This window comes from uncultured Maricaulis sp., from assembly GCF_947259345.1.
GTDB lineage: Bacteria > Pseudomonadota > Alphaproteobacteria > Caulobacterales > Maricaulaceae > Maricaulis.
In genome coordinates this window covers 22,012-47,150 of the sequence record NZ_CAMYLS010000010.1, presented here as the reverse complement: position 1 = coordinate 47,150, position 25,139 = coordinate 22,012, and the positions used below count along the sequence as shown (strand labels likewise).

Annotated in this window: 26 protein-coding genes, 1 tRNA gene and 1 pseudogene; 17 read left to right on the top strand and 11 right to left on the bottom strand. The window is 63.2% G+C overall.

The window, feature by feature from the left end:
- Positions 1 to 136: 136 nt before the first annotated feature.
- The 7 genes from Q0X62_RS06010 (at position 137) to Q0X62_RS05980 (ending at position 6,685) form a co-directional block, all read left to right on the top strand.
- Entirely contained in the window at positions 137 to 1,093 is a 957-nt protein-coding gene (locus Q0X62_RS06010) for a mitochondrial fission ELM1 family protein (RefSeq protein ID WP_297732721.1), read from the top strand.
- Complete coding sequence (locus tag Q0X62_RS06005; protein ID WP_297732719.1) at positions 1,093 to 1,578, top strand: sulfur transferase domain-containing protein; 486 nt, start codon at positions 1,093 to 1,095, stop codon at positions 1,576 to 1,578. The genes Q0X62_RS06010 and Q0X62_RS06005 overlap by 1 nt, the downstream gene beginning before the upstream one ends.
- A 100-nt stretch (positions 1,579 to 1,678) precedes the next feature.
- Complete coding sequence (trxB, locus tag Q0X62_RS06000) at positions 1,679 to 2,623, top strand: thioredoxin-disulfide reductase (protein WP_297732717.1); 945 nt, start codon at positions 1,679 to 1,681, stop codon at positions 2,621 to 2,623.
- A 45-nt stretch (positions 2,624 to 2,668) separates the two neighbouring features.
- Positions 2,669 to 3,235, top strand: coding sequence for a TetR/AcrR family transcriptional regulator (locus Q0X62_RS05995; protein WP_297732715.1), 567 nt, complete (start codon positions 2,669 to 2,671; stop codon positions 3,233 to 3,235).
- Positions 3,236 to 3,392: 157 nt separating this feature from the next.
- Positions 3,393 to 4,385, top strand: coding sequence for an aldo/keto reductase (locus Q0X62_RS05990; protein WP_297732713.1), 993 nt, complete (start codon positions 3,393 to 3,395; stop codon positions 4,383 to 4,385).
- Positions 4,386 to 4,513: 128 nt separating this feature from the next.
- On the top strand, positions 4,514 to 5,722 hold the full coding sequence (locus Q0X62_RS05985) for a DUF547 domain-containing protein (protein WP_297732711.1): 1,209 nt from the start codon (positions 4,514 to 4,516) through the stop codon (positions 5,720 to 5,722).
- A gap of 69 nt (positions 5,723 to 5,791) precedes the next feature.
- Complete coding sequence (locus Q0X62_RS05980; RefSeq protein ID WP_297732709.1) at positions 5,792 to 6,685, top strand: LysR family transcriptional regulator; 894 nt, start codon at positions 5,792 to 5,794, stop codon at positions 6,683 to 6,685.
- A 424-nt stretch (positions 6,686 to 7,109) separates the two neighbouring features.
- Here Q0X62_RS05980 and Q0X62_RS05975 read toward each other — a convergent pair whose 3' ends face one another.
- Both Q0X62_RS05975 and Q0X62_RS05970 read right to left on the bottom strand, forming a co-directional pair.
- On the bottom strand, positions 7,110 to 7,577 hold the full coding sequence (locus Q0X62_RS05975) for a DNA starvation/stationary phase protection protein (protein ID WP_297732707.1): 468 nt from the start codon (positions 7,575 to 7,577) through the stop codon (positions 7,110 to 7,112).
- A 119-nt stretch (positions 7,578 to 7,696) separates the two neighbouring features.
- Entirely contained in the window at positions 7,697 to 8,902 is a 1,206-nt protein-coding gene (locus tag Q0X62_RS05970; RefSeq protein WP_297732706.1) for a pyridoxal phosphate-dependent aminotransferase, read from the bottom strand.
- Positions 8,903 to 9,195: 293 nt separating this feature from the next.
- On the opposite strand from Q0X62_RS05970, the gene Q0X62_RS05965 reads away from it, so the two are divergent.
- The 6 genes from Q0X62_RS05965 to Q0X62_RS05940 all read left to right on the top strand — a co-directional run bounded on the left by Q0X62_RS05965 (position 9,196) and on the right by Q0X62_RS05940 (position 14,901).
- Positions 9,196 to 11,427 carry a marine proteobacterial sortase target protein gene (locus Q0X62_RS05965; RefSeq protein ID WP_297732704.1) on the top strand — a complete coding sequence of 744 codons (2,232 nt, stop codon included), beginning with the start codon at positions 9,196 to 9,198 and terminating at the stop codon, positions 11,425 to 11,427.
- Complete coding sequence (locus Q0X62_RS05960) at positions 11,424 to 11,999, top strand: class GN sortase (protein WP_297732702.1); 576 nt, start codon at positions 11,424 to 11,426, stop codon at positions 11,997 to 11,999. Before Q0X62_RS05965 ends, Q0X62_RS05960 begins: the two co-directional genes overlap by 4 nt.
- A gap of 99 nt (positions 12,000 to 12,098) precedes the next feature.
- The gene (locus Q0X62_RS05955; RefSeq protein WP_297732700.1) at positions 12,099 to 12,854 is read left to right on the top strand and encodes a hypothetical protein; all 756 of its coding nucleotides are present in this window, start codon (positions 12,099 to 12,101) and stop codon (positions 12,852 to 12,854) included.
- Between the two features lie 31 nt (positions 12,855 to 12,885).
- The gene (locus tag Q0X62_RS05950) at positions 12,886 to 13,902 is read left to right on the top strand and encodes a low specificity L-threonine aldolase (RefSeq protein ID WP_297732698.1); all 1,017 of its coding nucleotides are present in this window, start codon (positions 12,886 to 12,888) and stop codon (positions 13,900 to 13,902) included.
- A 73-nt stretch (positions 13,903 to 13,975) separates the two neighbouring features.
- Complete coding sequence (locus tag Q0X62_RS05945; protein ID WP_297732697.1) at positions 13,976 to 14,320, top strand: hypothetical protein; 345 nt, start codon at positions 13,976 to 13,978, stop codon at positions 14,318 to 14,320.
- A gap of 92 nt (positions 14,321 to 14,412) precedes the next feature.
- Positions 14,413 to 14,901, top strand: coding sequence for a hypothetical protein (locus Q0X62_RS05940; protein ID WP_297732696.1), 489 nt, complete (start codon positions 14,413 to 14,415; stop codon positions 14,899 to 14,901).
- 21 nt (positions 14,902 to 14,922) lie between these two features.
- On the opposite strand, the gene Q0X62_RS05935 is transcribed toward Q0X62_RS05940, so the two are convergent.
- Positions 14,923 to 15,432, bottom strand: coding sequence for a response regulator (locus tag Q0X62_RS05935; protein ID WP_297732695.1), 510 nt, complete (start codon positions 15,430 to 15,432; stop codon positions 14,923 to 14,925).
- Positions 15,433 to 15,637: 205 nt separating this feature from the next.
- On the opposite strand from Q0X62_RS05935, the gene Q0X62_RS05930 reads away from it, so the two are divergent.
- Positions 15,638 to 16,030 carry a DUF3775 domain-containing protein gene (locus tag Q0X62_RS05930; protein WP_297732694.1) on the top strand — a complete coding sequence of 131 codons (393 nt, stop codon included), beginning with the start codon at positions 15,638 to 15,640 and terminating at the stop codon, positions 16,028 to 16,030.
- A gap of 98 nt (positions 16,031 to 16,128) precedes the next feature.
- Positions 16,129 to 16,701 (top strand): lipocalin family protein, encoded by a 573-nt coding sequence (locus Q0X62_RS05925; protein WP_297732693.1) that lies wholly within the window; start codon positions 16,129 to 16,131, stop codon positions 16,699 to 16,701.
- Here the strand turns inward: Q0X62_RS05925 and Q0X62_RS05920 are convergent, their stop codons facing one another.
- Together Q0X62_RS05920 and Q0X62_RS05915 are read right to left on the bottom strand one after the other, a co-directional pair.
- Positions 16,702 to 17,151: a response regulator gene (locus Q0X62_RS05920; RefSeq protein ID WP_297732692.1), complete on the bottom strand. Its 450-nt coding sequence runs from the start codon at positions 17,149 to 17,151 to the stop codon at positions 16,702 to 16,704.
- On the bottom strand, positions 17,133 to 17,609 hold the full coding sequence (locus tag Q0X62_RS05915; RefSeq protein ID WP_297732691.1) for a response regulator: 477 nt from the start codon (positions 17,607 to 17,609) through the stop codon (positions 17,133 to 17,135). Before Q0X62_RS05915 ends, Q0X62_RS05920 begins: the two co-directional genes overlap by 19 nt.
- Positions 17,610 to 17,762: 153 nt before the next feature.
- On the opposite strand from Q0X62_RS05915, the gene uvrB reads away from it, so the two are divergent.
- Positions 17,763 to 19,928 (top strand): excinuclease ABC subunit UvrB, encoded by a 2,166-nt coding sequence (uvrB, locus tag Q0X62_RS05910; protein WP_297732690.1) that lies wholly within the window; start codon positions 17,763 to 17,765, stop codon positions 19,926 to 19,928.
- A 108-nt stretch (positions 19,929 to 20,036) separates the two neighbouring features.
- Here uvrB and Q0X62_RS05905 read toward each other — a convergent pair whose 3' ends face one another.
- The 6 genes from Q0X62_RS05905 to Q0X62_RS05880 form a co-directional block, all read right to left on the bottom strand.
- Positions 20,037 to 20,591, bottom strand: coding sequence for a Swt1 family HEPN domain-containing protein (locus Q0X62_RS05905; protein ID WP_297732689.1), 555 nt, complete (start codon positions 20,589 to 20,591; stop codon positions 20,037 to 20,039).
- Between the two features lie 31 nt (positions 20,592 to 20,622).
- The gene (locus Q0X62_RS05900; RefSeq protein ID WP_297732688.1) at positions 20,623 to 21,258 is read right to left on the bottom strand and encodes a DUF5343 domain-containing protein; all 636 of its coding nucleotides are present in this window, start codon (positions 21,256 to 21,258) and stop codon (positions 20,623 to 20,625) included.
- A gap of 30 nt (positions 21,259 to 21,288) precedes the next feature.
- Positions 21,289 to 21,362, bottom strand: a tRNA-Ser gene (locus Q0X62_RS05895).
- Between the two features lie 353 nt (positions 21,363 to 21,715).
- The gene (locus Q0X62_RS05890) at positions 21,716 to 22,261 is read right to left on the bottom strand and encodes a hypothetical protein (protein ID WP_297732687.1); all 546 of its coding nucleotides are present in this window, start codon (positions 22,259 to 22,261) and stop codon (positions 21,716 to 21,718) included.
- A 607-nt stretch (positions 22,262 to 22,868) separates the two neighbouring features.
- Positions 22,869 to 23,849, bottom strand: coding sequence for a hypothetical protein (locus Q0X62_RS05885; RefSeq protein WP_297732686.1), 981 nt, complete (start codon positions 23,847 to 23,849; stop codon positions 22,869 to 22,871).
- Positions 23,850 to 23,957: 108 nt separating this feature from the next.
- Complete coding sequence (locus tag Q0X62_RS05880) at positions 23,958 to 24,140, bottom strand: YqaE/Pmp3 family membrane protein (RefSeq protein ID WP_297732685.1); 183 nt, start codon at positions 24,138 to 24,140, stop codon at positions 23,958 to 23,960.
- A 161-nt stretch (positions 24,141 to 24,301) separates the two neighbouring features.
- Between Q0X62_RS05880 and Q0X62_RS05875 the strand changes: the two are divergent.
- Positions 24,302 to 24,931: pseudogene (locus Q0X62_RS05875) on the top strand (ParA family protein); the annotation flags it as partial.
- Positions 24,932 to 25,139 lie beyond the last annotated feature (208 nt).

The following is a 25,139-nucleotide window of genomic DNA, read 5'->3' as shown; positions in this document are numbered from 1 at the left end:
CGCGGTCTTCCTGCTTCGGACGCGGAGCCATTCCTGCTCCGACGCTACATGTGTCACATGATGTGACATGCGTAACACCACCTGTCAAGCGAGCGGACGCTTGACGCTGGAAGGGGCTCGCATTCTAACTGGCACCATGACCGGCACCGCACATGAAGGCATGACGATCTGGGTGGTTTCCGATGGCCGCCGCGGCATCGAGAATCAGGCGCTTGGCCTGGCCGAAGCGCTTGAGGCACGTCTCGAGGGCGCAGTGCATATCGAACGGGTTGTTGCGCGCAAGGACGGCTTCGTCACCCTGCCCGCCGAGTCCACGCCGGACATCTGGATCGGCTGCGGTCGGGCGGCCATCCCGCTGGCGCGCCGCCAAAGACGCATCTTTCCCGATTGCGTCTTTGTCTATGTCCAGGATCCGCGGACCCGTCACAATGATTTCGACCTTGTCATCGCACCTCGCCACGACCGGCTGACCGGCGCCAATGTGCTCCCCATGATCGGTTCGCCCAATCGTGTGACCCATGACATGCTGACGACCGCAAAGTCAGCCTTTTCGCGCGAACTTGAGGCGTATGCCTCGCCGCGCGCCGCCGTACTGATCGGCGGCGATTCAAAACGCTTCAAGCTGGACAATGCGGCCGCGAATTACCTGGAGACCCGCCTCGACTCGCTGCTCGCGCGCGACCTCTCGCTGATGGTCACGGTCTCGCGACGCACGCCCGAGCGCGTCCGGGACCGCTTCCGCGAACGTTTCGCCGACCAGGACCAGGTCTGGTATTTTGATGGCGACGGTCCCAATCCCTATTTCGCCTTCCTCGCCGCGGCCGACTGGATCTTCGTGACCGAGGAATCGACCAATATGCTGGTCGAAGCCTGCGCGACCGGCACCCCGGTCTATGTCCTGCCGCTCAGCGGAACGCCCGGCAAGTTTGCCCGCCTTCATGCCGATCTTGAAGCCCGTGGCGCCGTGCGTCCCTATCTGGGTGAGCTGGACCGCTGGACCTACACCCCCCTGCTCGAAACGCAGCGCGTCGCCGATCAGATGCTGGCGCGCGTGCAGGTCGAGCCATCGTCTCAGACCGGGAGGGCCGCCTGATGTCCCTGTTCATTGCCTTTCTCAGCCTAATCGGAGTGACCATGACCCTGCAGGATGACAGCGCCATTGTGGCTCGCCATGAAACGGTCTGGCTGGCCAGCCAGCCCAGCGAAGCTGATCTCGACGCCTGGGCGGCCGAAGGCGCCCGGATGGTGATCAATTCACGCACCCGGGAGGAGACAGCCAGCTTGCCCTTCGACCTGTCCGCGGCGGTCGAAGCACGCGGCATGCGCTATGTCGAAATGCCGATCGGCGGCGCTTCCGGGGCAGACCCGGCACTGACCACACAGCTCGCAGCCCTGCTGGAGGAGACCGACGGCCCCGTTGTCATGCATTGCCGGTCCGGGACGCGTTCGGCCCATCTCTATGCCGCTCACCTGATCGCGACCGGACAAGCCGGCGACGACCCGTTCGACACCATGAGCTGGCCGGGAGGCCGGGATGGCGGAATGGTGCGCGCCTTGCTGCCACAGCAACCGGACTAGGCGCGCTGCATTGGCGGGCAGGCAATTGCCGGCCAACCGCCTATATAGAAGGCCAATCCCGACTCGGGGCCCCGCCCCTGCAAGACTTTGAGGTTCGACCATGTCCGAGACGCGTCACTCGCGCCTGATCATCATCGGTTCCGGCGCTGCCGGTTACACCGCCGCCATCTATGCCGCTCGCGCCATGCTCGAGCCGACCCTGATCGCCGGTCTTCAGCCGGGCGGGCAGCTGACCATCACCACCGATGTCGAGAATTATCCCGGCTTCGCCGATGTCATCCAGGGCCCCTGGCTGATGGAGCAGATGCGCGAGCAGGCGGAAAAGGTCGGCACGGACATGGTGTCGGACATCATTGTCGAAGCCGATCTGAAATCGCGCCCCTTCGTCCTCAAGGGCGATAGCGGCACGACCTACACCGCCGACAGCGTCATTATCGCCACCGGCGCCCAGGCCAAATGGCTGGGCCTTGAGAGCGAGCAGAAATTCCAGGGCTTCGGCGTCTCCGCCTGTGCGACCTGTGACGGTTTCTTCTATCGCGGCAAGGAAGTCGTCGTGGTCGGCGGGGGCAATACGGCTGTCGAAGAAGCCCTCTTCCTCACCAATTTCGCCTCCAAGGTCACACTCGTGCACCGCCGCGACAGCCTGCGCGCCGAAAAGGTCATGCAGGACCGCCTGTTCAAGCACGAAAAGATCGAAATCGTCTGGGACAGCGAAGTCGAGGAAGTCCTCGGCGACAGCGATCCGGCCGGCGTGACCGCCGTGCGGATCAAGAATGTGAAGACCGGCGCCACGACCGACATTCCGGCGCATGGCTTCTTCGTCGCGATCGGCCACGCCCCGGCGACCGAGCTTTTCATTGATCAGCTCGAGACCAAGGATGGTGGTTATCTGGTTGTCGAGCCGGGCACACCGAAGACCTCCATTCCGGGTGTCTTCGCCGCTGGCGATGTGACCGATGATGTCTATCGCCAGGCCGTGACCGCTGCCGGCATGGGCTGTATGGCTGCCCTGGATGCCGAACGCTTCCTGGCATCACAGGAATAGCCACACCCTCGCGCTGCGGCGCGCCATGACGGGAGACCGGATGTCATGCTGAACGATCTGAGCACGACCCGGAACCGCATCATGCGCGCCGCGCTCGACCTTGTTGCCGAAGACGGATTTGCCGCGGCAACCACCGCCGCGATCGCGCGCAAGACCGGGCTGGCGGAGGGCACGCTCTATCGCCATTTCCCGAGCAAGGACGAGCTCTTCGTGGCGGTCTACCGGCAGCTCAAGCAGGAAGTTTTCGAGAGCATCCAGGCCGAGACCAGACCGGACGCCTCGCTGCGCGACCGTTTCGGCCAGCTCTGGCTTGGCGTCTGGAATGCCTACCTGTCCGACGCGGCCGCCTTCACCTATGGACAGCGCTTCGGCGAAAGCCCGCTCGCGGGCAGTGAAGGCGTCGCCCATGAAGGTTTCTACCGCCATGTTGCGGCGCTGATGAGCGACGGAAAGCAGGCCGGCCTGATCAAACCCTTGCCGGCCAATGTCTTGCGCGCCTTCTTCTTTCCGCCGCTGATCTCCATGCTGAAACAGGCGCTAGCCGGTCATGACTGGGCTGCGTCCGATATCGAGGCGGCTATTGATGCCGCTTGGGACAGCTGGACGCTCTGACGCTATAATTTCCCGATCGCCCTTGCATGGGTAACCAACGCCACCTATCTGTGAGTGAGCACTCACACGCAGCAAGCTTGCCAGCTGCCAAGCGGCTCGCCAGGCATCAACACCCTCGTCGCGCAAAACGGCGGCGAGCAGCGGGAGACCAGAGAACATGATGAAACGCGAAATCGGACATTCGGGCATTTTCGTGAACGCCATCGGACTGGGCTGTATGGGCCTGTCGGAATTCTACGGCCCCGCCGTGGAAACCTCGGACGGTGTCGCCCTTTTGCATGCCGCCATCGAGGCCGGGGTCAACCATTTCGACACGGCCCAGCTCTACGGCATGGGTGCCAATGAGACATTGCTCGGAGAAGCCTTCCATGACCGCCGGGACAAGGTCGTCATCGCTACCAAGTTCGGGCCCGTCCGTGACAAGGAGACCGGCGCCTTTCTCGATGTCGACGGGTCGGAAGCCAATATGCGCAGCGCCATCGAAGACTCCCTGCGCTTTCTCAAAACCGACCATGTTGATCTTTATTATCTGCATCGCGTCGATCTGAAGACGCCGATCGAGGACACGGTCGGTGCCATGGCGAAGCTGGTCGAAGAGGGCAAGGTGCGCGCCCTTGGCCTGTCGGAAGCCTCCGCCGACACATTGCGACGGGCCAATGCCGTGCACCCGATCTCGGCCCTTCAGTCGGAATACTCGATCTTCTCACGCGATATCGAGGATGGGCCCCTCAAGGGTGTTCGCGATATCGGCGCCTCACTCGTCGCCTATTCCCCGCTCGGACGGGGTTTGCTGACCGGGCGCTATACGGCCGACTACAAGCCGGCGAAGGGCGATTTCCGCTCGGCGGCGACCCAGCCACGTTTCGAGGATGAGGCCTTCAAGGCCAATCTCGAACTGGTGGAAGAGGTCAAGGCCATCGCGATTGCCCACAATGCCAAGCCGGCGCAGATCGCCCTGGCCTGGGTTCTCGGTCAAGGCGAGGATATCCTGACCATTCCGGGGACAACCAAGCTGGCCAATCTGGAGTCCAACCTTCGCGGGTCCGAAATTGGCCTTGGCGGCGAGGAACGCGCACGTCTCGACGCGCTGGCTGACCAGGTCAAGGGTGCGCGGTATCCGGCCAGCCGATCAAGCAATATCAACGCCTGAGGCCTTCGGTGAGATGAGGGGGAGGTGGAATTTATTTAACGCCAGTCCCCCTTGTCTTGTCACACGCTGCCGCTAGTTTCGCGCCCAATCAAGCGCCCAAACGGCGCAATCGTGACTGGAGCTTTCCCATGCGTCGTTATTTTCTTGCCGGCATCGCCCTGATTGCCATTGCCTCAATCCCGGTGAGCGACGCCCAGTCCCAGCCCATGGCGGATTTCTCGATCTTCGCCGAGGCCAATGAAGACTCCAATCTGGTGATTGATCACGAAGGCTGGAGCGTGATCCTGCGCGGTATCGTCCTCAACGTACCGCCAATGGACCGCGACCCGGAGCGGACCCGCCCGGTTCAGACCGGAACCCGCATCAACACATCCAACACGACGCGCTACCGCTATGAAGGCAATCGGGTTGTCTATCACGTGCTGAACGATGAATACCGGGAGGCCATCACCTACCAGCGCGAAGATCTCGAGGCGCTGCCGGATCAGATCGGTGGCCTGTCACGTCTCAATCGGGACGAGCAATTGGCCTATTGGTTCAATCTCTACAATGTCGCGATCATCGAGCAGACCATGCTCAATTATCCGGTCCGCTGGATCAATCGCATGGAGGCCGACGGCACGGACGAGAATGTCTTCGAAGCCAAGATTCTCGAAGTCGAAGGTCAGCGCCTGAGCCTGAATGATATCCGCCACAACATCGTCTACGCCAATTGGGACGATCCGCGCGTCATGTACGGTTTCTTCAACGGGTCTGTCGGCAGTCCGGAGCTGCGCCGCTCGGCGTATACCGGTGCTGGCGTCTGGCAACAGCTTGACCAGACCGCACGGGAGTTCGTGAATGCCCTGCGCGGAGTTGAAGTGAATGACAGGGAGCTTCGCGTCTCCGAAGCCTATGATGAGGCCCGGGTCCTTTTCCCGGATTTCGAGACCGATCTGCGTCAGCACCTGGCCCGCTACGCCAATGACGAGACAGCGGAACAGCTCGAGCCAGGCCGTCCCGTGTCAGCCCGCGTGTCCGACTGGCAGATTGCGGACATGATCAATGGCTCGCGCCGCTGCACGGGAGTTGCCGGCCCGTCGACCATGACCTCATTCGGTTTCAACAATGCCGAACAAACCCAGCAAACCGGCGTGGTTGCCAATTGCGCGACCATGCCAACCAATGCCGCCATCTTGATGTCGGCCGTGCAGCACCGGCGAATTGAACTGCTTCGCGAGGGCCGTTACGGCGAAGTCTTCACGGTAGACCTGCCAACGCTCGACACCAGCGAGCCAGGCGCGAATGAGACCGACCAGGACGAAGTTCAGGACGGGGATCAGGACGGCACCGAGTAGCAGGCTCGCGATTCGCCTTTTTCCGGATAGACTGCCCCAAACCGATTCCGTACGGGGAGATGACGGGGCATGGACTGGGACAAGCTGAAGACTTTTCATGCGGCGGCGCAGGCCGGGTCCCTGACCAAGGCTGCCGAGATGCTCGGCCTGTCGCAATCGGCTGTCAGCCGGCAGATTGCGGCGCTGGAAGACGATCTCGGCGTTACCCTCTTCCATCGCCACGCCCGTGGCCTGATTCCCACCGAACCGGGCAATCTCCTCTACGGCGCGGCGCATGAGATCGCCTCCAAGGTCGCGATCGCGGAAGCGCATGTGCATGATGCCCGCGACGAACCGTCCGGCGAGCTAAAAGTCACGGCGCCCACAGCGCTGGGTGCGATCTGGCTGGCGCCGCGTCTCGCCGAATTTCACGATGAATATCCCAATATCCGCATCCGCCTCATGCTGGACGACCACGAACTCGACCTGGCCGGGCTGGAAGCGGAGGTCGGGATCCGTCCCTGGCCGTCGACACAGAATGACCTGGTCCAGCGCAAGCTGCTGTCCGTGCGCCAGCACCTCTATGCCAGCCATGACTATATCGCCCGCAAGGGCGCGCCCGCGACGCCGGCCGAGCTCGATGATCACGCCATCATTTATTACGGCCCGCCCCAGCTGGCACCGATCCCGGGTCTGGACTGGGCGGCCAAGGCCGGACGGGATCCCGACGCAGCGCCGCGTCCGGCGGTGATCGAGGTCAATACGATCTACGGGGTCATGAAAGCGGTGGAAGCCGGCATGGGCATTGCCGCCCTGCCCGACTATGTCGCCCGCGAGAACCAGAAACTCAGCCGTGTCCTGCCGGAGCTCGACGGGCCGGATTTCGAGGTCTTTTTCGTCTATCCCAGCGAATTGCGCGGCTCGCGCCGGATTGTCGCCTTTCGCGATTTCCTGATCGAACAGGCGCGCCGCTGGCAGAGCTGACAGACGGGTCAATTGGTCAATCACGCCGGTTTTGCGCCTGGTCCTGGCCAATTATGGCAACAATGCAGCAATGCATGACGAAAAGCATTCAGCCCTCGCGTTTCTGCATAACTGACATGCCGCCATGGCACTTCTGCCATCAGCGCAAATCGCCCATATACACACCCGACGCGGCGAACAGCCGCTCCTCAGATCTCCCCATCTGAGTTTTGTGCGCCTCTCCTCCCCATTTGGGCGCGCAACATCGCGCCGGGTCCCTCTCCTCCCCTTTAGGACCCGGCGCCATCTTTTTCGGGCTTCCCCGGCCCGCTTCACAATCACTGCCCCGGCTCTCCCCAGAGCCGGGGCATTTTTTTGCCGAGCGCCCAGAGAAAAGCCCCGGCGCCAGGCACCGGGGCTCTCGTCAACGAACCGATCCGACAGATCAGCCGATTGTGGACCGCAACATCCAGGCGGATTTTTCATGCTCGGTGAGACGCGGCGTCAGGATATCCGCGGTCGCTTCATCGCCATGCTCGCCGGCCAGGTCGAGCGCCTTGCGGATCGTGGCAACAACTGTCTCATGGCCCTTGAGCAGGTCACGCAGCATGTCATTGGCGTCCTTGGCCTCGCCGCCGGACTTGATCGCCGCGGCGCTGGACATCTCGTCATAGGAGCGCGGAGCGACAACATCGAGGGCGCGGATGCGCTCGGCGATCACATCGGTCGCCATCCACAGCTCGTTATACTGGGTCTCGAACAGGGCGTGCAGATCGTGAAAGCGCGGTCCGGTGACATTCCAGTGATAGACATGCGTCTTGAAGTAGAGCGCATACGTGTCTGCCAGGACGGCGGTCACAGCGCTGGCCATGGCTTCACGTTGTGCGTCGGACAGACCCATATTGATGCTCATATCATTCTCCTTGTTGTCATTCGCGTGCGGCCATGCCGCGGCGTCCTGTTCTATGTAGGCGTCCCACCTCCATAATTCAAATCAGGATTTATTGGCCCTGACATTGATAATTTCTATAATTAGCGCAGCGACGCGCAGAAGCGGCGAATGCGCTTGCCGGCTTCGGTCAACGCCTCGTCGGAGGTGGCGTAGGAGATGCGAAAGCCCGGCTCGAGCCCGAATGCGACGCCCGGCACGGCGGCAACGGCTTCGGCCTCCAACAAGGCCGCGCAAAAATCCGTGTCAGTCTTGATGACACTGCCATCCGGCGCTGTCTTGCCGATCGCGCCGGAACAATCTGCAAAGATATAGAAAGCGCCTTCCGGTGTCGGAGCGACCAGGCCTTCAGCGGCATTGATGTCCGCCAGGACCAGATCCCGGCGACGCAGGAAAGCCGCATTGCGCGCGGCGAGGAAATCGTGATTGCCGTTCAGCGCTTCCACCGACGCCCATTGCGAGATCGAGCAAGGATTGGAAGTGGTCTGCGAGGCGACCTTGCCCATTTCCTTGATCAGCGCCGCCGGCCCGCCGGCATAGCCGATGCGCCAACCGGTCATGGCATAAGCCTTGGACACACCATTCATGGTCAGGGTGCGGTCATAGAGTTCCGGTTCGACCTCGGCGAGGGTCGCGAACTCGAAGCCCTCATAGACAATGTGCTCATACATGTCGTCCGTCATCACCCAGACATGCGGATGGGCCAGCAGCACATCAGCCAGGGCCCGCAGCTCACCGCGCGTATAGCCCATGCCTGTCGGGTTGGATGGCGAGTTGAGGATCAGCCAGCGCGTCTTCGGCGTGATGGCGGCGGCCAGTTGATCGGGACTGATCTTGAACCGGGTCTCGATACCGGCCTTCACCGTCACCGGCGTGCCGCCCACCAGATTGACCATTTCCGGATAGCTCACCCAATAGGGCGCCGGGATGATGACCTCATCGCCCGCATTCAGACTGGCCAGCAGGGCATTGTAGATGACCGGCTTGCCGCCCGTGGAGACATGGATCTGGTTGGCTTCGTAGTCGAGGTTATTGTCGCGCCGGAATTTCTTGATGATCGCATCCTTGAGTTCCGGAATACCGTCAACATTGGTGTATTTCGTCTCGCCGCGGCGGATCGCCTCGATCGCCGCATCCTTGATGTGGTCGGGGGTGTCGAAATCCGGTTCACCGGCACCGAGCGAGATCACGTCAATGCCCTTCGCCTTGAGTTCCCGTGCCTTCTGGGTGACGGCAAGCGTGGCGGAAGGTTTCACGCGCTGAAGCGCGGCGGACGGCGTAAAGGTCATGATGATGTCCCGGTAGAGCTCGGCTGGAGGCAAAAAGCCTAGTCCCGCTCGCCCGGCACGCCAATCCCCCAGCTATGCAAGATCGCCCATGGGGGGCAGCAATTCTGCATGCCTCACCCCGGTTCGCCCCGATACGCCCCGCCCTGACATCGCCCCAATTCTCCCCGCAATCGCCGCATTACCGCCCTGTCACCTTCGTGATCGGGGACCAGCGTGACCGTGGACAGGGACGCCGGTCGCTCCGCAAACACCCTCGCAGAACGGGGCGGCCGGCACATATCGGGGAGGTTCGCATGGCGACCACACGCACGCACCAGACAGCCGGGTCACAAGCCTGGTTCGGGCTTCTCCTCGCCGTCGCGGCACTCGCCGCCACCTTGCTGCTCTGGTCAGATGCCCGGGCCGACACACCGGCGCCCGGCGAGATTGACGAAGGCCAGCTGGTCCGCCTCTCCGAGATCAATGAGGGCGCGCTGCTGATCCGCACGATCGAACCGGGCCGCTACATTCCCGCGCCCATGGTCGCCACCGACATCGCCTTCGACATTTCCGGCCCGGTGGTCCGTGCCACGATCACCCAGCGCTTTGAAAACCCGTCGGATGCCTGGGTCGAGGCGACCTATGTCTTTCCCATGCCCGAGGATAGCGGCGTCGACCGGCTGCGCATGCAGGTCGGTGACCGTTTCATCGAGGGGGAGATCCAGGAGCGCCAGCAGGCCCGCCGCACTTATGAGACCGCGCGCCGCAATGGTCAGCGCGCCAGCCTCGTGGAGCAGGAACGCCCCAACATGTTCACCACCTCGGTTGCCAATATCGGCCCGGGCGAGACCATCATCGTGCAGCTGGAATACCAGAGCGTTGCGCGCTATTCGGACGGACGTTACGAGCTTCGCCAGCCGCTCGGCCTGACCCCGCGCTACATTCCGCAGGGCAGCGATTATCTGTTGGCCTCGACCGGGCTGGCTAACAGTCCCGCCGTTCCGGACGTTGCCCGCATTACACCGCCCATCCTGCATCCGTCCGTTGAGCCGCGCGACCAGCTGCGCCTGCCGGTCACCATCACCGCCGAACTCGATGCCGGTTTTACGCTCGGCGAGGTGGCCAGCCTTTATCACGCCACTCTCGTTGAGCGCCTGCCGGACGAGACCGCCCGCGTCTCGCTGGCCGCCGGCCCGATCCCGGCCAATCGCGATTTCGTACTGACCTGGCGCCCCGCCGACCCGCATGCCGCCAGCGCCGCCCTCTTCATCGAGGAATGGGACGGCGAGACCTATCTTTTGGCCCAGGTCCTGCCACCGGCAGAGATGAGCGATGCCATTGCGCGCCGCGACCGCGAAACCATTTTCGTGATCGACAATTCCGGCTCCATGGGCGGCGCATCAATGCGTCAGGCCCGCGCGGCTCTCATCACCGCCCTGCAACGCCTGGAACCGACTGACCACTTCAATGTCATTCGCTTCGACAACACGATGGACCAGCTCTTCCCCGAAGCGGTCCCGGCCAGCCACGGCAATATCGCGCGGGCGCTCGCCTTCGCCCGCCGGCTCGAGGCGCAGGGCGGTACGGAAATGCTGCCGGCGCTCAATGCCGCTTTGCGTGATGCGGACATCGACTCTGACGAACGGGTGCGCCAGATCGTCTTCCTCACCGATGGCGCGATCGGCAATGAAGCCCAGCTCTTCTCCGCCATCAATGACCGCCTGGGCCGTTCACGCCTCTTCCCGGTCGGGATCGGGTCCGCGCCAAATGCCTACTTCATGAGTCGGGCCGCCCGCCTCGGCCGTGGCACCTTCACCCATATCGGCCAGGTTTCCGAGGTTGAAGCCCGCATGGAAGCGCTGTTCACGGCCCTGGAGCGGCCGGTCATGACCGATCTTGATGCCCTCTTCCCGGAGGACGCGCTGAGCGAGATCTGGCCGGCACCGCTGCCTGACCTCTATCATGGCGAACCGGTCACCCTGACCGCCCGGCTGGGCCGACGCGACGGCGTGATGGTCATCGAGGGCGCGCTGGCCGGTTCAATGTGGCGCGAAACCCTGTCGCTCGCCAATGCCCGCGAAGGTCAGGGCATTGCCGCCCTGTTCGGGCGCAACCGGATCCGGGCCCTCGAGGAAAGCCGCTTCCAGGGCGCCAGCCAGGCCGAGATTGACGCAGCCGTGCTGGAAACCGCTCTCGACTTTGACCTAGTCTCTCGCTTGACCAGCCTGGTTGCGGTCGACGTCACGCCGGCCCGTCCGGATGGCACCCCGCTGGCAGCGCGCGATGTCCCGGTCATGACCCCGGAAGGCTGGGATTTCGACTCGATACGCGAGCGCGAGGCTGCACCGGTTCAGCACGCAAGGGCTGACGCCCGCCTGTTTGCCCGGCTCGCCGCGCCGGTCGCCGGCGGTGAAGCCGAACGCGCCAATGGCCTGGCCCTGCCGGCGACCGCGACACCGCGCGAGATCCTGATGGGACTGGGTGCCCTGATGATGATCCTCGCTTTGATCTGGCTGGTCACGCGCCGCGGGGAGCGTCTGTGGTGATCGGCAGGCCGACACACCGCCTCGCCCTCGGCCTTCTGGCCGCCGGATGCCTCGTCTTCGCACAAGGCGCCTGGCTGGGGTTGAAGGCCGATATTGCGCAGGTCCTCCTCGCACAGTCCTGGACCCGCGCAATCGACGGGGAGTCCGCGTCCACACCATGGCCCTGGGCCGATTTTCGGCCCGTGGCGCGGCTCTCCGTCCCGTCTCTCGGCGAACACGCCATCATCCTGTCGGATGGCGGCAGTGAAGCCCTGGCCTTCGGCCCGACACTGCTGGGGGCCTCGGCCCGGCCGGGTGAGCCGGGCGTCAGCGTGATCGCCGCCCACCGCGACACGCATTTTGCCTTTCTCGAAGCGGTCCGGCCGGGTGATCTCATCGTTGTCGAGCAGGCGGGCCAGGCGCCGCTGCGCTATCGTGTCACCGGCATGGACGTGGTGGACGCCGCACGATCCGGCATCGAACCGGCGCTCGGCCCGACCCGGCTCGCCCTCGTGACCTGCTGGCCCTTCGGCAGCCTGGTGCCCGGGCCAGAGCGCTATGTCGTCTGGGCCGAACCCGCCGCAAGGCTCTGAGTCGACACTTTTGCGTCGGCCTGTCTGGTCACACCTCACGCACTGGTCTAAGCAGGATGCGTGACGGCGGGGGCCGAGCGAGAGGAACGACCGGGCGTGGTGTTTTTGACGCCCCTTTCCGAAGCCTTGCGTCGCCGTCTGACCGCCGGCGCGATGGCGCTTGCCATCAACACATTGATCGTCACCGGCCTGATCTTCATGCCGAGACCTGACGCGATCCCCCCCGAACCCGACGTGCTCGATATCGTCTTCGTCACGGACCCGGTCATCGAGCCGGAGCCTGAGCCTGAGCCGGTGACTGAACCTGACCCGGAACCAGTCTCAGAGATCGAAGACGCGGTAGAGCCCGACGCCGCGCCCGAGGTCTCGCCGGAGACCACACCGGAACCGGTTGCCAATCCCGCCGCAGAACACTTGGCCGAGGTCAGCCCTGAGCCCGCCGGTGGCGACGAAGCGCCAAACATTCTCAGCGACACCAATCCCTTCAATGATGACCGGGCGGCCATACCCTTCCCGGGCGGTGGCGGTGGTACTGAATATGCCGTTCGCTCGGTCTTTTGCCAGTCGACATCAGATGCCAATCGTCGAGCCTTGGCTTGCACGCCTTTCATGGCCAGCGATGGCCTGCCCATGCTGCAATATGCCAGCGAGGAGAATATCGCCCGCGGTCGCGCCGCCATGGCGCAGATGACCGCGGAGCAGATCCAGGCGCTATTCGCACGAAACGGTTTTCCCGGCCGTGATCTGGGTGGCCAGCCGACCTTGGCCGATCCGTCTGCCCGTTTCACGTCCTCGGCTGACCAGATGCGCGACACCCTGCCGCCGCTTGTGCCGGACCCCGCCTTCGGCGATTGACGCGGCGTGGCTTGATCTGTCCATTACGGGAATGAATTTCCTCTCCGACACCACCGCCCCCGCCCATCCTGATCTGATCGACGCGCTGTCAGCGGCCAATCGCGATTTCGCTCCGTCCTACGGTGCCGACCCGATCTCGGCCCGGGTCGAGGCGCGGCTGAAGGAGATTTTCGAGACCGATCTGAAAGTCCTCTTTGCGGTCTCGGGCACGGCGTCGAATGCGCTGGCCCTGTCCGTCCTGTGTCCGTCCCACGGCGCCATTCTTTGCCATGATGAGGCGCATATTCATCGCGATGAGCGCGGGGCGCCGGAATTCTTCACCGGAGGCGGCAAGCTGATCCCGCTGCAAGGCGATCATGCCAAGATCAGCCTGGGCGCGCTTGATCGGGCGCTGGGCGAGATCCCCGAAGGATTCGTCCACACCAGCCCGGTGCGGGTATTGTCCCTGTCCAATCTGAGCGAAAGCGGTACGGCCTACACGCCGTCCGAGGTTAAAGACCGCGCCCGCCGGGTCAAGGAACGCCCCGCTTTCGTCCATATGGACGGCGCCCGCTTCGCCAATGCCCTGGTCACACTCGGCTGCAGCCCGGCCGAGCTGACCTGGAAGGCCGGTGTCGACGCACTCTGCTTCGGCGCCACCAAGAATGGTGCCCTGGGCGCCGAGGCCGTCATCCTCTTCCCCTCGGTCATGGACCGGTTTGAGGAGCTGCAGGCGCGTCAGAAACGGGCCGGGCACATGGCGCCGAAAATGCGTTTCATGGCGGCCCAGTTCGAAGCCTGGCTGAAGGATGATCTCTGGCTCGATCTCGCGCGCACGGCGAATGCCCGGGCACGGGCACTGGCCGATGGTTTTGCCGCCCGGAACGGCGCAGACGTCCTGCACCCGGTCGACGGCAATGAAATCTTCGTTCGTCTGGACGACGCCCTCGCCACCCGGCTGCGCAAGGCCGGCGCCCAATTCTACCAATGGCCGGACGGGTCCGCCCGCTTCGTCACGAGCTGGTGCTCGACCGAGGCCGAGATCAAGGCGGCCCTCGCCGCCCTTTGACACCTTCGCGGCTTGCCGCTTGAAGCGACGGAACAAAACGGGTACACTCAGGGCGTGTTGTGCGGAGAGCCACATGCAGAGCGAGTGGGGAATTCTCTATCATCTCGACGAGGTCCGTTTCGATGCCTATGGGCGTGCCCTGGTCGGAGATCCGGTCGCGGCTCAGCGCATGCAGGCCTTGTTGAGCGAGGCCGATGCCATCGCCTGCCGCTCCGGGTGCGGCGCCCCGCTCAGTTGCGACACAGCGCTTGTCCTGCGTGAGGAATTGACCCGTCTCGGCCCGGACCTGCTGGTCAATAATGCCGATTTCTCGACCATTATCCGCAAGCGCAAGGCGGTCGGAGCGGAAGAGGCCGTGATCGTGTTTTCGGTTTACCGGCGGGTCGAGGTCGAACAGACAGCGCTTGAGGGAAGCTGACCGCACGCCGCGTCCAGCCAATGGACGTCGGTTCAGGAAGATTTAGCGGCAGACATGCAAGCCTTCCGGGCTCCAAACAAAGAGAGATCCCCATGTTGTCCATGCTCGCCCTTGCCATCGCCTTGTCGTCCACACCGCTCGCCCAGGCCGAAGCGCCAACAGCGGGTCCGGACACGCCCAAACCGGTGCAAGCCAAACGCCTGCAGGAAGAGTTTGCGCGCAGCCTGAGCTTCGATATCCAGTCGAACAGTGAGAATCCCCTGGAGCTCGGCTTCACCGAGCTGACCAGCGGGGAATGGGGCCAGCCGCCCTTGGCGGGGACCGCCATCGAGCCTCACCAGACGGCTTTCTACAGCGCCGGAAGTATCAACCCCGATGACGCGCTGAGCGGCATCATCACCTTCCTGCTGCCCTATGGCGACACGATCCGGATCGAATTCGAGTGGGCGCCCGACACGTCCGTCACCTGCACGGTCGATGATTCAGAGCTGAGGGCTGTAACCGTCGCTGTCGAACTGGAGCAGGCGATGGGCGACCAACCCACCTGTGTGGTCCTCGTGACGGACCGGGCGGTCGATTAGCCTGATGCGACGGGGCGGGTGTCAGCTCGCGGATGACTTCTCGTCATCACCATCGCGGCGCCACGGGCCGGCATAGCGCGGGTCCTGGCGGCGGCGGCGGTCCGGTCCGAAATAGGTCGGGGCCTTGATGAAGCGGCGCGGCCGCTCGATCAGCGCCGAGATGCGGTGGAAAAGATCAACCGGGCGGACCGGCTTGGCGAGATATTCATTCACACCGGCATTGATCGCCTCGATCACCTTGGAGCGGTCCGTGTGACCGGTGACCATGACGATGGGCAGATACTTGTTGGCACTGTCCGACGCGGTGCGCACAAGCCGGGTAAATTCCAGCCCGTTCAGATCGCCCAGCATGTAGTCGACCAGGGCAAAATCCGGATTGACGTCACGCATTGTCTCAAAGGCATCGGCGGCATCGCGCACTTCCACGATCGTGCGCACGCCGAACCCCTGCAGGATGGTACGCAGGATGGTCGACATGTGCGCATTGTCCTCAACGATCAGGACGCGGATGCGGTCGAAACTGCCGGACATGGTCTCTCGCAATGGCGACAAGGGAATCAAATGACGCCCGGAGTGTGCACCCGCCGCCTTAACCAAGTCTTGACCGGGCTGGGGCGCAGACGCGCTGAACCGTCGCAGGCCGGACGACCCGATCGCCCGTCACAGGGACCCCGTCTTGTGCTACCGTCAAACCGTTGCGTCGCGTTCAGTTTGGCAAGCTTGGAAAGGCAAGGTCATGAACATCGCAGAAAAAATGGTGCGCTCCCTGATAGACCGGGCCCGCGCCTATGACAGCAAGGAACAGATCGACGATTTCGAGAGGGATCCGGACAGTGGCGAGACCGATGCGGTCGAGAACCTGCTGACCGGGGAGGTCGATCCGATCCGCACGGAAATCGAGGACTGGCTGGGCTCGCTCGACGAGGAGGCCCAGGCCGATCTGGTGGCGCTCTACTGGATTGGTCGCGGCGACTACGACGGTCGCGACTTCCACCGCGCCGTCCGGGAGGCCCGCAGCCGCCGCAGCGGCCCGACCGAGGATTACCTGCTCGGCGCGCCCATGCTCGGCGATTATCTCGAACTGGGCCTGGACGCGGTGATCGAAGCGGACGTGTATGACGACGCCTGAGGCCACGCCGCCCGTGCTCTGACGGGATTGGCGTGCAGGCCTTGATCGGGCGATCCAATGCGCCATCTCCCCGAAGGTCGCAACCCTTGGAGCCTGTCATGCGCGCGCCTGCCATTCTGCTTGCCCTGCTCATCCTGCCCTTGTCGGCTTGCACCTCGCCGCCGCGCGACCGGCTGGCTGGCGACACGCCGCCACAGACCGTCGCCGCGGTCGACCTTGATCGCTATCTGGGTCGCTGGTTCGAGATTGCCCGCGCGGATCATGGCTTCGAGCGCGGCTGTGACGGTGTCATAGCGGAATACTCGCGACGCCCGGACGGGATGATTGGCGTCCTCAATCGCTGTTGGAAGGACGGGCTCGCCGGTCCCGGAGACACAGCCGAGGGCCGCGCCCGCATCGCCGACCCGGACAGTAATGCCCGTCTGGAAGTGAGCTTCTTTGGCCCCTTCTTCGGCGATTACTGGATCATCGACCTGGCCGAGGACTACAGCTGGGCCGTGATTTCCGAGGCCGAGGGGCGCTATCTGTGGATCCTGGCCCGCAACCCCCAGCCCGGTGCGGACTTCGTCGAGGCTCGCCTCACCGACCTTCAGGCCCGCGGCTTTGACACGGACGGTCTGATCTTTCCCGAGCAATGGCCTGACCCCACGACGGTACCGTCAGCCGATTGATCAGTCCGTCCAGGACACTTCCGTGGTGCCCGGCGGCAGACCATTCATCGCCCGGCGGTGTTTGACAGCTTCGAGGATGCGCTGCCCGAGACGGTCGGGCATGACCGGTTTGACCAGACAGGCATCCACGCCTGCCTTGCCCGCGGCCTCGACGATCGGCGCCTCGTCATGCGCGGTCAGCAGGATGATCGGGACATGCCGATTGACCAGCGCCTTGTCGCTGCGCACGCGCCGGGCAAGGGACACACCATCATCGGAGGTCAGCTCGTAATCGAGCAGAACCGCATCGAACTGATGACGCTTGAGATGGTGCCAGGCTGTCTCGCTGTCCGCCGCCTCGAACACATCCTCGCAGCCGAGCCGGCCCAGCAGCTTCACCACCAGGCTGCGCATCGACGCAACATCTTCAACCACCAGGATGCGCAATCCGCTCAGCGGCTCATTCGGCATGGGTCCACTCCATCCAGAGCCTGGAGGCTGGCACCGTAGGTTGGCGGGGCCATAATTTCAGGCTGTAACAAGCCGAACAGGGTCTCGCGCAGCCGCGACGGGCTGACCGGTTTGGGCAGAACGGCCGACACGCCCGCCGAAGCGGCCCCGCGGACCAGATGCGCAAAGCCGTCAGCCGCCAGCAGAATGAGCGGCAGGTCCGGACGCAGGGACTGCACCGGGTCCCGGAAACGCCGGGCCAGGTCGAGGCCGGAACTCATCCCCAGATCATAGTCGATCAGCGCAAAGTCCGGACCGCAAGTGCGGGCCAGGACCAGGGCCTCATCGCCATCGGCCGCCTCGAAAATCCGGCCGAAACCCAGTCCCGTCAGCAAGGTTCGCACAACGGCGCGAACCGGGCGGCTGTCGTCGACCAGCAGCACGCTGAGGCGGTTGGGCAGGGGCAGGGCAAGGGTCATCTGTCTGGATCTCCTGCCTTCACATTAACCCTGTGTCGCTGAACATCACCCTAACGCCCGCTCATACGCCATGCGCGCTCCTGACAGCACGGTGGCAAGGCGGTGACAGTGCAGCACTGGCCCTCGCCCGCGCGGCGTCACATATTCAGTCCCATGGCCAAGCTGACCCTCGACGACACGCTCACCGCTCCGGAAGACTTCGTGCTCGATACGCTCACCAGCGTGTCGACCGCCGGCGACTGGACGCCGCACCGTCCGGACCGGCCGGAAAAGTCCGAGGGCGGGCAGCGCTTCCAATGCGTGTCGGAATATTCCCCCACCGGCGACCAGCCCCAGGCGATTGCCGAACTGGTCGAGGGGCTGAAAAGCGAGGAGCGCGACCAGGTCCTCTTGGGCGCGACCGGCACCGGCAAGACCTTCACCATGGCCAAGATCATCGAGGCGGTGCAGCGCCCGGCCCTCATCCTGGCCCCGAACAAGACGCTCGCCGCCCAGCTCTATGGCGAGTTCAAGAGCTTCTTCCCCAACAATGCCGTCGAGTATTTCGTCTCCTATTACGACTACTACATGCCCGAGGCCTATGTGCCGCGCACCGACACGTATATCGAGAAGGAAAGCTCCATCAACGAGGCCATCGACCGGATGCGCCACGCCGCCACGCGCTCCATCCTGGAACGCGATGACGTCATCATCGTCGCCTCGGTCTCCTGCATTTACGGCATCGGCTCGGTCGAGACCTATACGGCGATGACCTTCGAGCTGAAGCCCGGCGACATGGCCGATCCGCGCGCCGTCATGCGCCAGCTGGTCGATCTGCAATACACCCGCAATGACGCCGCCTTTATCCGCGGCACTTTCCGCATACGCGGCGATAATCTGGAAGTCTTCCCCGCCCATTATGACGACCGCGCCTGGCGCATCGGCTTTTTCGGCGATGAGGTCGAGCAGATCACCGAATTCGATCCCTTGACCGGCAAGACGATGACCGAGCTCAAATCGGTGAAATTCTACGCCAATTCGCACTATGTGACGCCGCGTCCGACGCTCAACCAGGCCATCGTCAAGATCAAGGCCGAACTCAAGGAACGCCTCGCCTGGATGGAAAGTCAGGGCCAGCTGCTGGAAGCCCAGCGCCTGCAGCAGCGTACCGAGTTCGACCTGGAAATGCTCGGCGCCACCGGCTCCTGCGCCGGGATCGAGAATTACTCCCGCTACCTCACCGGCCGCAAGCCGGGCGAGCCGCCGCCCACCCTGTTCGAATATATTCCGGAAGACGCCCTCGTCTTCGCCGATGAAAGCCATGTCTCCATTCCGCAGCTCGGCGCCATGTATAAAGGCGATTACAGCCGCAAGAAGACGCTGGCCGATCACGGTTTCCGCCTGCCAAGCTGTCTCGATAACCGCCCGCTCAAATTCGAGGAATGGGACGCCATGCGGCCGCAGACCGTCTCGGTTTCGGCGACGCCGGGCCAGTGGGAGCTGAACCAGACCGGTGGCGTGTTCACGGAGCAAGTCATCCGCCCGACCGGCCTGATCGACCCGCCGGTCGAAGTGCGCCCGGTCGCGGCGGATGGTGCCAGCCAGGTCGATGATGTCATCGACGAGGCCCGCGCCACCACCGAGCGCGGCTTCCGCACCCTGATCACCACGCTGACCAAGCGCATGGCCGAGGATCTCAGCGAATACATGCATGAGCAGGGCCTCAAGGTCCGCTACATGCATTCCGACGTCGACACGGTCGAACGCATCGAACTGATCCGCGATCTCCGCCTCGGCGTCTATGACGTGCTGATCGGCATCAACCTCTTGCGCGAGGGCCTCGACATCCCCGAATGCGGCCTCGTCGCCATTCTCGACGCCGACAAGGAAGGCTTCCTGAGGTCAGAAACCTCCCTCGTCCAGACCATCGGCCGCGCCGCCCGAAACGCTGACTCGAAAGTCATCCTCTACGCCGACCGCATCACCGGCTCGATGCAACGCGCCATGGACGAAACCGAACGCCGCCGCACCAAACAGATCGCCCACAACGAAGAACACGGCATCACCCCGACGACGATCACAAGGGGCATCAGCGACATCCTGGAAGAAGTGATGGAGTCGCAAGCCAAGGGGCGTGGTGTGGCTGCCAAGGGACGCAAGAAGGGCGATGGTCGGCCGAAGGGCCTGCGCGAGGCGGATCAGGCGGCGTTTGTGGCGGGGGATAATGTGGTCGCGGTGATCGCGGACCTGGAGAAGCGGATGCGCGAGGCGGCGGCGGATTTGGAGTTTGAGGAAGCGGCGAGGCTGCGGGATGAGGTTTTGAAGTTGCGGGGGGAGTGAGGGGGCGTGGACTTGATCCGAGGAGTATCTTTCTTAAACGCTAATATGACAATCTCAGGGCGCACGTTCGAATATAGATAATCACCACCCGACAGCCCAAACAAACAATTAAGACATAATTCTAAACCAGGAACGAACAGCTAGGTTTAACCGTTCGTGCTCTATATCATCTGTAGGATTACAGTGCGCAATCGGACCCCTTAACAAATTTAGCTGGTTCGAAATATTGCTCACCGCTGATTTTGAACTGAATATCGGATCAAAAAGCTCCCAGTTATCAGTAATCAGTTGGGATAATTCACCAAATGTCGTGTACTCGATAAGACGGTCCGATCTGGGAGTAATTCCGCTATCCACTTCCTTTTTTCGCCTTGCAGCAGCTGGCTCTCTAATTCTCTTAGCGTCAACTCGGTCCCCATCCCACCACCCAGCACCATCCGCATCAAACATAACATCAGAAATTAACTTCCTTATTGAGTTTTCTAAACAATAGAAAACTTCGTAGAGCTCTGACATACTGGCTGCTTCGACCCGAATGCTTTTGTCAAACTGGCCGTACTCTTCGACCTTGCGCCCAACCTCTCCACCTGACACATGACCAAGCTTGATACCAAACGACTTTTCGATGGCCGAAAGACCACTCACCAACTGGAGACCTGACATACCAAATGCACGAACAAGTCCGTCCGGGCGCCTAGCCATCTTCGGGCCTCAACAAGTTTTCTTTCAAACTTCTAAATATAGCATCGAATACAGCGGGATCAGAGGTCGCTGGCAAGTTCAAATTAATCGTATATCCTAAGTTCAAGCCTATTCCTTGCTGAGCCGAATGACTGCTTGAGGCCGCATTATCTCTTGTTAAAGGTTGCGCAGCAGTGTCAGCCGAGCCCCCTTGAATCTCCGTAGTTTCAAAATTTGCAAAATCCTTCAAATGCTTAATTGAACTTAATATCAATTTCACCGGATTAGAATCATGTGCTTGACCGGTTGTTTCAACGATTAGACCCAACAACCCTTCGTCATCGAGTTCATGCATATATTCATTTCTCTGATAGAGCGGGGCATACGCATGCCGGATTGCATCTGCAATCGCCCTCCCAGACGAACTTGGGTTTCTAAATTTCTTGTACAATTCACTTGGTGAGCCGTCAGAGTTCGTGAAACCCAACTTTTTAAGAAAAGAATTTATCTGATCACCAGAACCACCAGGCACTTTCAATATAGTCTTCACAAAATCTCCGGATACGCGATCCGGAACGGTAGCAGCTTTAATAGCAACTAAAGATTTTGTTATATTCCCAGGAGAAGTAGTATAAGGTAACGATGTCATAAAAGATCCAGAAACCATCGTTGATTTGGAAACGAATGGGGGGGATTCGAACCCCCGACCCTTCGCTTAGCAGGCGAACGCTCTATCCACTGAGCTACCATTGCGTAGTGCATAAAGCACGCTAGTTTCCGGGCGCTACCCCTTCCCCTAACGATCACACTTTTTCTGGACACGCTCTAATTGTCAATACGGAGTGGGTGATGGACGGCCGGAGCCGGAACGCTGCGCGTTTCACCCCTTCCGACCCGGCGCTCCGCGCCGGCCCACCTTCCCCATCAAGGGGAAGGGCCTCAATTGCTTCTCCGCGACCGGGGAGAAGTGGCCCGCAGGGTCGATGAGGGGCGGCGCGACAGCGCCCATTAAAAACCTTCCCTGGCGCCGCAGGGCGGCGCGCCCCTCACCCCCGGCGCGCTGGTGCGCTCCGGGACCTCTCCCCGGTCGGGGAGAGGCGGAAAACCTAGCCCGGAAACAGCATCAAGCCGATTTCGCGCACGCCATCGCCTTCACGCACCAGGCAATTCGCGCTTTCCATCCCCTGGACATAGCAGGCCATGTCGCGTGCCTCGGTGCGCAGGGTGTTGATGTCGGTCTCGGTGAGGTCTTCGGCTGCGTAGAAGGGGAATTCGGCGTCGGGGCCGGGGATGTGGGTGGTGTTGTCGAGATCGGTGAAGGCGGTCAGCCAGTCCGCGAGGGCGGGGGCGAGCTGGCCCGGCTCGGCCCAGGCGAGGAGCATGACCTCGTCGGTCGGGTAGCGGGCCTCAAACTGCGTCGTGCCGGTGGCATCGACCAGGCTGAGCGTGGCGTGGATGCGGCCGTTCGCGTCGCAAGCCGTGACGGCCCGGGCGGTCAGTCCGCTGGCCGGATCGCCGCCCCAGTCCGCCGTCGCGGAGAGACCGCAATCGGCCGTCGCCGCGGGCGCGGCGCCCTTCTGGGCCAGGGCCGGTGCGGCGAGTGCGGAAAGCGCGGCGAGGCTGGCGAGTAGCGTGCGTGTGGTCGGTGTCATGAACTGTCCCCTGTCTGTCGGCTCAAGCTAGCGAGGCGAAGATGACTGTACAATGAGCCAAATGGGCGAGCGCGGATGCGCGGCTATTGACGCAACTTATCCCCGCTGCGCACCCCTTTCCTTCTCCCTTGGGAGAAGGTGCGCGTAGCGCGGATGAGGGGGAAAACTCCTGCGTTCACCGGGGTTTACCCCTCACCCTGCCCCTCTCCCAAGGGAGAGGGAAAGTGTGTGCCGACAAAAAAATCAGCCAAACTTATCCTCCCCCCTCTCCACCACGCGATAATGCCCTCGGTTTTCGGGACGGGAGGCGCGAGCTCAGTCACTTGTGCCCGGAAGCGTGCGGAGCCTGTCCGGGCGGTAGTGTGACAGCCATTGGCGCTGGCAGGGCGTGCGACCAGGTCGCGGGGCACTAAACGACCGACCCCATCTACCTGACGCATTGGAATCGGGGTGGAGACAGCCCGGGAAAACTCCGCGGACGGGATGTCGACGATGTCACGTTATCAAATCAACCGGTTATCGGCATTGGCCGACATCCCGTTCCCCTCTCCTCCCTCCGGCGCTGACGCGTACGGGGACAAAGGCGTGCCTGCGTCCGGGCCCCGGCCTAGCTCGATGTCACCGTCGTCGCAGCAGAGGTTGAGGCGACGATGGCGGCGACCATGGCGGCCTGGGCGGCGATGACCGCGCTGATGGCGGAGATGCTGGTGCCCGGCGGAGCGGGACGGTCGGCGATCAGGACCTGGTGCGCCAGGCGCGTGCGGGCATGACCGGCGCCGCCACAGCGGCGCGGCAGGGCTTCGCGCAGGCCTTCGATCGCGGCCATGTCGGCCGGTTCCAGGCCCTCGCAGGCCCAGGCGACCAGCATGGTCCTGTCATGGTCGTGCCGCAGCTTTTTCTCCGCCCTGGCGGCCTGGCGCAGGGCGTCAAAGCCGGCCACGACCTGGTGCGGATTGGTGCCCATCAGCGTGCACAGGCGGGCGCCTTCGCGCTTGTGCCCCTTGAGCACGCGGTCAGCGGCGAAGATGGCCTCGGCGGCATCACGGCGTGCCACGATCTCGCCCGGCGTCGCCCCATCGGCGGCATGGGCGGCCGAAAACATGTCGGTGACCGACATGTCACGGCGCCACCAGGGCGGCTTGATCGCCGCCTTGATGGCAAAGAAACGGGCGATCAGGGTCTCGGTCGTCTCGTCCGACAGGGACAGGATCAGCGCCGCGCGGGAGCCGCCGGCATAAAGCGTGCCGGTGCCCGACGCCTTGCGGGCAGCCTTGAGGGCATCGCGCAGGGCGAAATAGCGCTGCGGGTCGATCGACTGGGCGGCCATCATCGCGGCATAAATCCAGCGCAGGGCCCCGCTGGGCGCCCGCCAGCCGCCGGATTCCTCCTTCAGGGTGCGGAAATGCTCACGGGTGCGCTGCACCAGGCTGCGCACATCCTGCCCCGCCTCGCCCTGCGGCGCCCGGATCAGGGCTGCGGCCGCGAAGGGACGCGCATCGCCATCCGGCTTCGGCCGCGCACGCCCCAGCGCCTCGTAGAGCGCGGTATAGCGGTTCAGGGCGGTCTCGGTTCCGGTCGGCTCGGGCATGGCAAATCTCCTCAGCTGGCAGACAGCCTAGCATGAGGTGTTGCCGGCTCCGGGCGGGACTGGCTGTGAACGCGTCCCCTGCCCGACCAAACGACCTGCGGGAGGCGGTCAGCGCCGGGCGATGATCCAGACGGCGTGCACAATGCCCGGGATATAGCCGAGAATGGTCAGCACGATATTGATCCAGAACTGGATCCCGATCCCGACCTGCAAAAAGACACCGAGCGGTGGCAGCAGGACGGCAGCGATGATGCGGATAATGTCACCGGATGTGACCGTCTTTTCGGCCATGGGTCGGGCTCCTTGCAGCATGCTGCGTCACAAGACTCAGACAATACGGCGAAATTTCGACTTAAATTCCCGGGCGAAGCTTAGACCTCGGGCAAGACATGCCTGTTTTCATGACCCTCCATGAGACGGCCAGCAGGCGGTCAGACGGGAGAGGTGCTGAAATGGCAGGCAAGGCTCAAGTCGTGGTCTTCGCGTCGCAAAAGGGCGGGTCCGGCAAGACCACCGTTTCGGCGCACATGGCGGTGCAGGCGGAAGTGTCCGGCGCGGGACCGGTCGCGCTGATCGATACCGATCCGCAAGGCTCGATGGCGAAATGGTGGAATGCGCGGTCCAGCGCCGTCCCCGCCTTCGCCCGCATCTCCGTGCCGGATCTGGGGCGCGACATCAAATTGCTCTCGGAGGCCGGCTATCGGTTGATCATCATCGACACGCCGCCCGCCGTGACCTCGACCATTGCCGAGGTGATCACCCATGCCGATCTGGTCGTGCTGCCGACCCGGCCCAGCCCGCATGATCTGCGCGCCGTCGGACCGACCGTCGATATCGTGCAAATTCAGGCCAAGCCGCTGGTTTTCGTGATCAATTCGGCCACCGCCCGGGCCCGGATCACCGGCGAGACCGCGGTCGCCCTCTCCCAGCACGGCACGGTGGCCCCGGTGACACTGCACCATCGCGTCGACTTTGCCGCCTCGATGATTGATGGCCGCACGGTCGGTGAAGTCTCCGAAACCAGCCGCTCGGCCAGCGAAGTCGCCAATCTGTGGGCCTATCTCGATGACCGGCTGATGCGCATGCGGGCCAGTGATCCGCGCGACATGCTGGACCGGCCGCCGCGCTCCACCTTCGAGGCCGACATCCTGTCACCGGCCACGGCCGGCATGTCGGGCCAGGAAGTCGATGACGACGAGGACGCGCTGGAAGACCAGCCGGGCTATGCCCTCGCCGGCACAGGTGCACCGCCACCGCCCGAACCCGCCGCCTCCGCCAATTCCAACTGGG

Excerpts from the sequence above, each read along its gene's own strand:
- Q0X62_RS06010 (WP_297732721.1), top strand. The coding sequence starts at position 137 with ATGACCGGCACCGCACATGAAGGCATGACGATCTGGGTGGTTTCCGAT.
- Q0X62_RS06005 (WP_297732719.1), top strand. The coding sequence starts at position 1,093 with ATGTCCCTGTTCATTGCCTTTCTCAGCCTAATCGGAGTGACCATGACC.
- trxB (WP_297732717.1), top strand. The coding sequence starts at position 1,679 with ATGTCCGAGACGCGTCACTCGCGCCTGATCATCATCGGTTCCGGCGCT.
- Q0X62_RS05995 (WP_297732715.1), top strand. The coding sequence starts at position 2,669 with ATGCTGAACGATCTGAGCACGACCCGGAACCGCATCATGCGCGCCGCG.
- Q0X62_RS05990 (WP_297732713.1), top strand. The coding sequence starts at position 3,393 with ATGATGAAACGCGAAATCGGACATTCGGGCATTTTCGTGAACGCCATC.
- Q0X62_RS05985 (WP_297732711.1), top strand. The coding sequence starts at position 4,514 with ATGCGTCGTTATTTTCTTGCCGGCATCGCCCTGATTGCCATTGCCTCA.
- Q0X62_RS05980 (WP_297732709.1), top strand. The coding sequence starts at position 5,792 with ATGGACTGGGACAAGCTGAAGACTTTTCATGCGGCGGCGCAGGCCGGG.
- Q0X62_RS05975 (WP_297732707.1), bottom strand. The coding sequence starts at position 7,577 with ATGAGCATCAATATGGGTCTGTCCGACGCACAACGTGAAGCCATGGCC.
- Q0X62_RS05970 (WP_297732706.1), bottom strand. The coding sequence starts at position 8,902 with ATGACCTTTACGCCGTCCGCCGCGCTTCAGCGCGTGAAACCTTCCGCC.
- Q0X62_RS05965 (WP_297732704.1), top strand. The coding sequence starts at position 9,196 with ATGGCGACCACACGCACGCACCAGACAGCCGGGTCACAAGCCTGGTTC.
- Q0X62_RS05950 (WP_297732698.1), top strand. The coding sequence starts at position 12,886 with ATGAATTTCCTCTCCGACACCACCGCCCCCGCCCATCCTGATCTGATC.
- Q0X62_RS05945 (WP_297732697.1), top strand. The coding sequence starts at position 13,976 with ATGCAGAGCGAGTGGGGAATTCTCTATCATCTCGACGAGGTCCGTTTC.
- Q0X62_RS05940 (WP_297732696.1), top strand. The coding sequence starts at position 14,413 with ATGTTGTCCATGCTCGCCCTTGCCATCGCCTTGTCGTCCACACCGCTC.
- Q0X62_RS05935 (WP_297732695.1), bottom strand. The coding sequence starts at position 15,432 with ATGTCCGGCAGTTTCGACCGCATCCGCGTCCTGATCGTTGAGGACAAT.
- Q0X62_RS05930 (WP_297732694.1), top strand. The coding sequence starts at position 15,638 with ATGAACATCGCAGAAAAAATGGTGCGCTCCCTGATAGACCGGGCCCGC.
- Q0X62_RS05925 (WP_297732693.1), top strand. The coding sequence starts at position 16,129 with ATGCGCGCGCCTGCCATTCTGCTTGCCCTGCTCATCCTGCCCTTGTCG.
- Q0X62_RS05920 (WP_297732692.1), bottom strand. The coding sequence starts at position 17,151 with ATGCCGAATGAGCCGCTGAGCGGATTGCGCATCCTGGTGGTTGAAGAT.
- Q0X62_RS05915 (WP_297732691.1), bottom strand. The coding sequence starts at position 17,609 with ATGACCCTTGCCCTGCCCCTGCCCAACCGCCTCAGCGTGCTGCTGGTC.
- uvrB (WP_297732690.1), top strand. The coding sequence starts at position 17,763 with ATGGCCAAGCTGACCCTCGACGACACGCTCACCGCTCCGGAAGACTTC.
- Q0X62_RS05905 (WP_297732689.1), bottom strand. The coding sequence starts at position 20,591 with ATGTCAGGTCTCCAGTTGGTGAGTGGTCTTTCGGCCATCGAAAAGTCG.
- Q0X62_RS05900 (WP_297732688.1), bottom strand. The coding sequence starts at position 21,258 with ATGACATCGTTACCTTATACTACTTCTCCTGGGAATATAACAAAATCT.
- Q0X62_RS05890 (WP_297732687.1), bottom strand. The coding sequence starts at position 22,261 with ATGACACCGACCACACGCACGCTACTCGCCAGCCTCGCCGCGCTTTCC.
- Q0X62_RS05885 (WP_297732686.1), bottom strand. The coding sequence starts at position 23,849 with ATGCCCGAGCCGACCGGAACCGAGACCGCCCTGAACCGCTATACCGCG.
- Q0X62_RS05880 (WP_297732685.1), bottom strand. The coding sequence starts at position 24,140 with ATGGCCGAAAAGACGGTCACATCCGGTGACATTATCCGCATCATCGCT.